The organism is Blautia sp. Sow4_E7, assembly GCF_052116245.1.
Taxonomy (GTDB): Bacteria; Bacillota; Clostridia; order Lachnospirales; family Lachnospiraceae; genus Blautia_A.
In genome coordinates this window covers 1-8,606 of the sequence record NZ_JBQKLL010000062.1, presented here as the reverse complement: position 1 = coordinate 8,606, position 8,606 = coordinate 1, and the positions used below count along the sequence as shown (strand labels likewise).

Annotated in this window: 7 protein-coding genes; all 7 read right to left on the bottom strand. The window is 42.4% G+C overall.

The window, feature by feature from the left end:
• Window positions 1–79 precede the first annotated feature (79 nt).
• The gene (locus tag ACTQ50_RS18330) at window positions 80–646 is read right to left on the bottom strand and encodes a hypothetical protein (protein WP_441485379.1); all 567 of its coding nucleotides are present in this window, start codon (window positions 644–646) and stop codon (window positions 80–82) included.
• A gap of 62 nt (window positions 647–708) precedes the next feature.
• The gene (locus ACTQ50_RS18325) at window positions 709–1,584 is read right to left on the bottom strand and encodes a hypothetical protein (RefSeq protein ID WP_441485378.1); all 876 of its coding nucleotides are present in this window, start codon (window positions 1,582–1,584) and stop codon (window positions 709–711) included.
• A 44-nt stretch (window positions 1,585–1,628) separates the two neighbouring features.
• Entirely contained in the window at window positions 1,629–2,606 is a 978-nt protein-coding gene (locus ACTQ50_RS18320; protein ID WP_441485377.1) for a hypothetical protein, read from the bottom strand.
• A gap of 241 nt (window positions 2,607–2,847) precedes the next feature.
• Window positions 2,848–4,323: a diguanylate cyclase gene (locus tag ACTQ50_RS18315; RefSeq protein WP_441485376.1), complete on the bottom strand. Its 1,476-nt coding sequence runs from the start codon at window positions 4,321–4,323 to the stop codon at window positions 2,848–2,850.
• Between the two features lie 120 nt (window positions 4,324–4,443).
• Window positions 4,444–5,412, bottom strand: a complete 969-nt coding sequence (locus tag ACTQ50_RS18310; protein ID WP_441485375.1) for an aldo/keto reductase — start codon at window positions 5,410–5,412, stop codon at window positions 4,444–4,446.
• Window positions 5,413–5,545: 133 nt separating this feature from the next.
• Window positions 5,546–7,255, bottom strand: a complete 1,710-nt coding sequence (locus tag ACTQ50_RS18305; RefSeq protein WP_441485374.1) for a M3 family oligoendopeptidase — start codon at window positions 7,253–7,255, stop codon at window positions 5,546–5,548.
• An 84-nt stretch (window positions 7,256–7,339) separates the two neighbouring features.
• Window positions 7,340–8,434, bottom strand: a complete 1,095-nt coding sequence (locus ACTQ50_RS18300) for a zinc-ribbon domain-containing protein (protein WP_441485380.1) — start codon at window positions 8,432–8,434, stop codon at window positions 7,340–7,342.
• Between the last annotated feature and the right edge of the window lie 172 nt (window positions 8,435–8,606).

The window sequence follows — 8,606 nt, the reverse complement described above, 5'->3', positions numbered from 1 at the left end:
CTGCCATAACCTATCCTCCATGATTGTAGTGAAATAGTCTAAATATCTTTCATCTACAATTATAGAGGAATCCAGAAGATTAGAAAATCCGCAGGAATATTTGGCGCTTACCAATGTAATATGGAACTGTCAATATCGTTTCCTTATTACTCTTTACTTCAAATACAAGCCGATATGTCCCCTGTGGTGCTACAGAACTTAATTTCAATAAGCCATTACCGTTATTCTTGTTATATGTTCCTGTTCCTCCAGTTATATCAAACTGTCCTCCTACAGAAGACAACACATCTGTTGCTTTTTGATTTCCACTTGCGCCAGAATATGCAGTTACAGTAACAACACTATCATCTGGAAGCTCTGCAACTTCAAACTTAAATTTCTGACCACTTACCCAATCTGCATTCGTTCCAATCTGATTTCCAGATACCTTCAAAGATGGTTTAGATTCAGCAGTTTTGCTAAAACTGATAGTAACTGAATCTCCTACTTTAACTCCATTCATAGGCTGTTCGGCATTGTTGGAATCTGCCAAATATAATTGACCTGTGAAGGAATAATTAGCCGCACTTTCTGGAATCATATCAGAAATCAGCTTTAATGTTTTTGTTTCTGTTGTATTTCGGTCAAGTCTCTTTAAATACTCCATTCTCATCTCCCGATACGGAACTATTTTCAGCAGAATCTTTAGCAGTTACTCCAAATGTAATCTTATAACTTCCAGCAGTATTTTCCAACAGCATTTGCAAAATCAACTACAAACATGTATTTCTTTATTATTCCCTCTGTTTCAGCTGTATACTCGAAGTTCTTAGTTCCACCCATACGTTTAAAATCCACTAATGGTATTTTCGATATATTTGCGTCAGCTTTATAATACCAATAACTCGATACCACATTCTTGGAAGAAAGCTCCATCATTGTAACTGTTGTCCCCTTTGGAAATCCAGTTTGAGCACTCCAGGAAAGATACTGCTCCTTGTAATTTCCTGAAATGAAATTGTTTAATACATACAATGCCGTAAATGCTGAATTTTCATCTATTTCACACTCTCCAGTAACTGAAGGCGCCGTATAGATTGCCCCTACAGCTACACCAGATCCAGTTACTGCCACCGGTGCTACCTTTCTGTCTATCTGAAGCCTATATGTAAAATCAATGTTGTCATTTCCAATAGTTATGTCTATATAGCGTGTTGTTGTAACATCTGTCAATACTTTTGAAAAATAAATATTATTCTGTACTTCTACTACTGCTCCAGCTGCAATAGACCAGCTGTTTTCCATTTCAGAAGTAGTAAGAATCGCCTCCGCTCCCGTTCCAATCTTATGCGTTATCTGGAACTGATTATTTGCTGCTGCACCAGTTAAATTAATAGGATCAGTCGAAATAAGCTGTGTACCATTATAAGCAACTACTTTTTTTACTTTAATTTTCTGTTCATTCTTAAATGTGAGATTCCCATTTCCTGCGTACCTTGGAATATTAAAATCCGCAGTTACTGGATTTTCCGCCCCAGCAGCTGTATTTAATTCAACAGTTATTGGCGCATTAGTTGTATCCTTCTGATATACAGCTGTAACCATATTATCACCACTTGGATAAGTATTGGTGGTTTCAACATTATTTCTTACATATGTATAACGGCCAAATGAACGCCATTCTGCTGAACATCCTGCCATGGATTCGAAATCATTCTCAGAATTATCATATTGCAAAACCATACTAAATTTATAGGAATCCCTGTACCAATGACAGCATTATCGTTGGTTGCAATTTTTACAGCAGTAACCTTTCCATAATCCATATTCTCAGAAGCAGCCGCCCAATTTACATTCCCTTGAATTGTCGCAGAAGTCAAATTTTGATCTGTTGTATAATAAACCGTGAAAATATTGTTCTGCTGCACAGTTTCATCATTTGTATCACTTGCACTTGTACTTCCCTCATTCGCAGTTATAGCCTTAGATGTTGTACTATTCGAAACTGAATCTACTTTGGTAATAACAACGTTCCCAGTTAATTTCAATCCAATTTCCTTATTCATTACCATTGCACTGGAATCACGAACAGAATCCTTAGATACGATAGGAATGTAATAATTAAAATTTTGAGCCCTTCCACCAGCACTGCTGCCTACGGTTACATTATATGTTATCTTTTCATTTGCCTGGCTAATTTTCACATTCTGCTGCTCAGCTTCATTATCCTCATCCTGAAGTTCTGTATCAACATCCAGTTTAGCCTCTGCTCTTGCAATATTTAAAATAGATTTGGTGTCTCTATTATATAGATTGAGACCTAATGGATCTAACTCCTCACTGCTATAAGCATCTTTCACATACTCTGCCAAAGAAGCAGTAGCCAAACTATTTTTTCCAAGATTACAAAAATCAGTAAATTTATTATATAATGTGCTCAAATTTCCAGCTGCTCCCCAGCTAACATTCTGTCCAGCTGCTTTTACTGCAAGACAATTTTGAAAGTTCCAGCTGCAGCCCTGCATCATTTCATTTGTAGCCAACCGGACTTCTACAGAAAAACCACCAGAGGCAGTATCTCCATTTTCACTTTCAGCGCTGGCATTTATTGTATCAGCGGTTATCATCCACCATTTAGCCTTTGTCCCATCAACTGTACATTCAGATCCCGATATCTCTTTTACTGCTTTTGCTGGAACTGTTTCTTTTGTTACGTCTTTAATAATTGTTACTTGTTCTGTTCCCGAAATACTTACGTTTTCAGGCAGACAAATATAAAATATCCCGTTCTCAAATACATGATATCCATTTACTACATTGGTATCACTACAAGCTTCTACATGAACATTTTTCTGTTATCTTTCTGCGCTACTGAAGCTTCTCATATACGGTATAACCGTCTCTTCCGCCCCGTTTGGTCTGATAAAGGGCATTGTCGGCTCTCCGGTACAGTTCCATAAAGGTTTCTCCATCCCTGGGCGCAAAGGCAATTCCCACACTGCTGGTAAGCCGGTGCCCCTGAAGCTCCGGGATCTCCAAAGCTCTTATTTTTTCCTGGAAGCTCTTCACCCTTGCCTCCATGATCTCTCTGGTACCAATGTCATAGAGAAGCACCACGAATTCATCTCCCCCAATACGTCCCACCACATCCAGGTCACGGAACTGGGACTGCAAAAGTCCGCCAAAGGTCTGGAGCACCTTATCTCCCACTGCATGTCCATAGGTATCATTGATCTCCTTGAAATGGTCCATATCCAGGATCATAAATCCATGGAGCACTTTCTGGTTCTTAATCTTCAGCATACTGTCAATAAATTTCTGGGTGTTCTCTTTATTATATACGCCCGTAAGTGCATCCAGCTGTGCTGACCGCACCAGAGCCGCTTTTTCCTTGTTATTGCGAAGGGCAATGTACAGCACCAGAAGTGCAACCAGAATATAGAAGGTTCCCATAAAGATCAGCTCGTACCGGCTGATAAACGCATAATCCTGCTGGGCTGCCTCTACCGGCACTGCATAGCAGATCAGCCAGTCATTATAGCCAAGAGGCATGTAGGCCAGATAACGGTCCGCCTCCTTCCGCTCTGCCAGGCAAAGCTTGACCAGACCGGTGTTCCCTTCTGCAAATTCTGTCTGAAGGGATTCTAAGGTATGCTCCTCTTTCAGATTCTTCTCATTGTAATATTCAAACAGGTTGGTTCCATATGTAATTCCTCTGTCTGAGGCGTTGCCGCTGTCAAATGCGATAATATCCCCTTCACTTGTCACAATGGCACTGCTTCCCTCCCCGCCAAACAGATCTGCGAAAAGCAGATGGCTGAGAGCTCCCACATTCAGGGAACCGCCTAACACACCGATGATCTGATCCTCCTGGTATACCGGCACTCCCAGCACCACACGGATTTCCTTGTCCACACTGCTCTGCAGGGGATCACTTATGGTCTGCTGCCCATGGATGGCCTCCTGAAAATACCTTCTGTGTGCCACATTCTTGGTCACGCCATTGTCATAGTAGGCATTTCCTGCATTGTCGATCAGTGCCATCCGCTCAAGCTCCGTCTGTTCGTACAGGGAAACCAGCCGTTCTTTATTTTCTTCGGAAAAAAGCTGATCCGACTTTCCCATCTCCGACGCGATCTCATTCAAATACTGATAATGAATATCCAGAATGGTCCTCATGTGTTCACTCTGTCTGGATACGTCTGCCATCATGATCTCCCGGGAGTTTACCTCCACCGCCCGCTGTACGCAGGTAAAAAAGATCAGAATTCCCACCACAACTGCGGCGATGAACACACTGGTCGCAACAACGTAGTTCTTTAACTGAAACTGTTTTCTCCTCATCGTAATGCTCTCCCAAAGTTTTTTTACATTATATCAAATATACGATGAGAAAATCTACAAAATCTCATTTTAAACGCCTTTTTTCGCAAAAATAACGCAATAAAACAACTTGCTTAAATTTTATTTCAGATCAAGATACGCTGCCTCTTCCGCTGACAGTTCAATCTGGAGAGCTTCCACATTTGCTGTCATCCGCTGGGATCTGGACATGCTGGCTGCTGCAAAGGTATTCAGCGGCTGGGCAAAGATCCAGCTCATTGCAATCTGCGGCACAGATGCATGATGTTTTTCCGCCAGAAGCTCACATCTTCTCAGACGTTCGAAATTATCTTCGCTGGCATAAGCTTTTATTGCAGGCGCATCAAGGAAATTTTTCATATTGGCAGTCTCTGTGCTTTTCATTTTCCCGGAAAAAAGCCCTCTTCCAAGAGAAGAATAAGCGATGACTGGCATTTGGTTTTTGGCATACCAGGCTCTTGCCGCTTCATTTTCTGGACCGGATATGGTTACACAGCCGCCGCCCCAGGGATCACGGAGCTGGCGCGCCAGACCAAAATTAGGGCTTGAAACGGAAAATGGGATCAGATTGTGCTTATAGGCATATTCGTTTGCTTCCTCAATTCTGGTATGTGTCCAGTTGGAACCACCAAATGCACCTATTTTTCCTTCTGCGTACATGGCATTAAAAACTTCCACCGGCACTGCCACATCTGTCCCTGGATCGTCCCTGTGAAGCAGATAAATATCGATATAATCCGTTTTCAATTCTTCCAGTGACTTTTCCAGATCTTTGCGCATGGCTTTTTCGTTTACTCTTTTTCGCCATAAAAAATCGGGATGGCCACACTTGCTTAATATCACTACTTCCTCTCTTTTCCCGCTTTTTTCCAGCCAGTTTCCAAGAGATTTCTCCGCCCCGCCATAAGCCCGGGCTGTGTCAAATGCATTGATCCCATTTTCCAGTGCCGCCTCAAAAACAGCGGTTCCGTCCCCGCCATTTTGAATTGGCGGAAATGCTGTCCCTGCAAAAATCCGGGAGACTTTTTTGGTTACATAGGGGATTGTGGTGTATAAACAATTGTTTTTCATTGGAATAAACGTCTTCCTTTCTGAGTGGCCATATTTTTTGAAAAAGACATCCTCCAGAGTATATTTTCTGAAGGATGTCCCAGGTTTTTATTATAAACAGTGTTTTAAGGATTTACAATAGTTTATAAATGGTTTACTGCCCCTGCTTTGCGATCTGCTCCAGCAGAATCTCTTCCGCGTAGCCGCAGGCGCGCTGGACAGAGCCGGGCTCAAATGGATTGGACAGATTCGCATAGCGTAACGTTTCCAGATAGCTGCGGCTGCCGCCGGTTTTGCAAAGCTTCAGATAGTCCTCCCATGCGGCCTTTTTGTCCTCGGCATATTTCTTCTTGAATTCCATCGCGCCCATAGTAGTGAGTGTGTAGTTGATATAGTAGAACGGATAGAGATAAATGTGCAGCTTGTGGTACCAGTATCCGCCGCGCTCCATAAAGTCATCGTTCTCATAGCGGCGCCATGGCATATATTTTTCCTCAAGGAGATGCCACTGATAGGTCCGCTCCTTTGGTGTCAGCTGGGGATTGGCATAGCAAATGTACTGGAACTCATCTACCGCTACACCGAAAGGCACAAAGGTCAGTGCCTCCTGCAAATGCGCAAAGCGGAATTTATCCGCCTGGTCTCCGAAAAACCACTCGGCATAGGGATAAGCGAACTGCTCCATAGACATAGAATGAATTTCTGCTATGTCAGTGGATTCGCTGTAATAGTCTGAGATTGGCTGGCTACGCATGGCCATATATCCAGCGAAGGCGTGACCTAATTCATGTGTCAGCACCTGCATATCAAAAATCGTGTGGTTGAAACAGGAAAATACAAAAGGCGCTTTCAGGCTTGGCAGACTGGTCATGTAGCCAGTAGATGCCTTGCCGGGCTTATTTTGCAAATCCATCATCTCGTGGTCGATCATAAAATCTATAAATTCGCCAGTCTCCGGGCTGATCTCGTGATACATTTTCTGTGCGGTTTTCATCATGAAGGCATCGTCTCCCGCTGGCTCGGCGTTACCGTCCGGGAACACCATTTTCTCGTCGCACCACATAACATGATCGATACCAAGCCGCTTTGCCTGTGCATCATAGAGTTTCTGGCACAATGGCACAAGGACAGTACGTACCTGCTCACGGAAGGATGCAACTTCCTTTTCGCCGTAGTCTGTACGTCCCTGTTCCAGATAGCCCACAGGGATGTAATTCTCATAACCAAGATTCTTGCCCATCTGGTTGCGGATACGGATCAGCTCATCCCAGATTTCCTCCAGGCGGGACTCATTTTCCTCATAGAATTTCGAATACGCCTTAACAGCAGCCGCCCGCACCTCACGGTCGGGATGTTCGAAATATTTCTGCACACCATAGAGGTTCAGTGTCTTGCCATCAAAAGAAATCTCGGCAGTCGCCATGATCTTCTGATATTCGTTAGTCAGGCGGCTCTCCTGCTGGCGCAGCGAAATATTCGCCTCGCAAAACAGCTTCTTCTGTAAATCCATGGAAACAAAATACTGCGCACCAAACTCTTTCTCGATATCTGCACGGAAAGGACTGGAGGCAATAGCCTCGCTGAGTGCAACCTCCTGTCCCGTAAGTGTAGGCAGCGTGTTTTGCAGATATTCTATCTCTGCTTCATAAAATTCGTCCCTGGTATCAAGAGTGTGGCGGATGTGCGCAATAGAATACTGTGTGGAAAGCTCGCAGGTTCCGCGGTCTATCTCAAAGAGAAGCCCACGCAGTGCATCATAATCTTTGGCATGCTCTACTGCATCTTTCCACGCATCAAGCTGCACACGCCGCGCTTCCAGGTCAGGGCGCTTGTATTCCAGGGTTGAAAACTTGTAATTTTCCATAGTTTTAAGATTCTCCTTATATATAAGTATTTTTAGAATTTGGTTATACGAATGTAGGTCACTAATTTAGACAGTTACAACTTTTTAGCCATTATAATTCTTGCTGCACTGTTTGCATTTTCCTCGCCCACGTGTACGCTCACATACAGGGACTTTCCATTCATTTCCGCACTTCTTACATTTCCACCAAATTTCTTTCCCAGAACCAGCAGTAATAAGCTCTGGTTGTAAGCCTTTATTTTTATCATAAATCCACTCAGATACCAGATCTGGATGAGTTTCACTTAGCGGCTTTACTCCACTTTTTAAAAGTGTGATCTGCCGTGCTTTTGCCTGTTTGATTCTGCCGCATACAGGACAACCGGTAGGATGATTGGATCTAGTTCGCATAATTCCTGTAGCCCGCCATTTATTTCCACAAATTTCGCATCTCCACCAAACATGCTTACCATATCCCGGAACAATTTCATATGGACTAAGATTTCCATTTAGTTCCCACTCCCACTCAGAAAGTAGTTGTGGATATAATTCAGCAAGTGACCCACCTGCCTTTTGTATATAAGTTCTTTGCACTGTTTTGGCGCGCTTCTTTTTATTACAGCAAGGGCAACCTTTTCCCTGATGTTGACTAGTTACTTTATCAAGCCATTGATATCCACATGTATGACACTTCCAATAGTATTTCTTCTCAGTACTTATACTAACCTTGTGGGGTGACATTTCATTTTTCTCATAATCCCAGTCTTTTAAAAGTTCAATATCAGTAGTAATATCATTATATCCCACTAAAACCTGACGATTACTACATATCGGGCATCCGCAGTTTTGCTTATCTCTTGTTCTTGAAGCAATTGTTGCCTGCCATTCATGCCCGTTTTCACATATCCACCAAACTCGTTTTCCACTTCCTACAGTTACTTCATCTGGTTTTACATCACAATTTTTTAAATAATTCCATTGTTTCGCAATTGCAGGTTTTTGTGAAGCAAGATCATTAAAACCTTTTAATATCCTTTTTCCTGAACAATATGGACATTTTCCACTTGAAACTTCATATGCTACAGAACTTTGCCATTCATGTCCACATTTTCCCAACCACCATACTCTTTTTGAAGACGCAACGGAAACCATTTCTGGTGCTAAATTTTTGTTTTTTATTGGATGCCATAATGCAGCTATATCTGTAACTTTATTCTTTAATGAATTTTCTTTTATAGTATATTCAATTAACGAATATATTTGTTAGTGACTTCATGAGCTGTCACTGATGTGATTTCATCGCCTGTCAGTAGATTGTTCAGTTTTCTGTCTTTGTTTATGTTAGCAGACTGGGGAGTTTCCCTCCCCAGAG

Excerpts from the sequence above, each read along its gene's own strand:
- ACTQ50_RS18310 (WP_441485375.1), bottom strand. The coding sequence starts at position 5,412 with ATGAAAAACAATTGTTTATACACCACAATCCCCTATGTAACCAAAAAA.
- ACTQ50_RS18325 (WP_441485378.1), bottom strand. The coding sequence starts at position 1,584 with ATGGTTACAGCTGTATATCAGAAGGATACAACTAATGCGCCAATAACT.
- ACTQ50_RS18320 (WP_441485377.1), bottom strand. The coding sequence starts at position 2,606 with ATGATAACCGCTGATACAATAAATGCCAGCGCTGAAAGTGAAAATGGA.
- ACTQ50_RS18305 (WP_441485374.1), bottom strand. The coding sequence starts at position 7,255 with ATGGAAAATTACAAGTTTTCAACCCTGGAATACAAGCGCCCTGACCTG.
- ACTQ50_RS18330 (WP_441485379.1), bottom strand. The coding sequence starts at position 646 with ATGGAGTATTTAAAGAGACTTGACCGAAATACAACAGAAACAAAAACA.
- ACTQ50_RS18315 (WP_441485376.1), bottom strand. The coding sequence starts at position 4,323 with ATGAGGAGAAAACAGTTTCAGTTAAAGAACTACGTTGTTGCGACCAGT.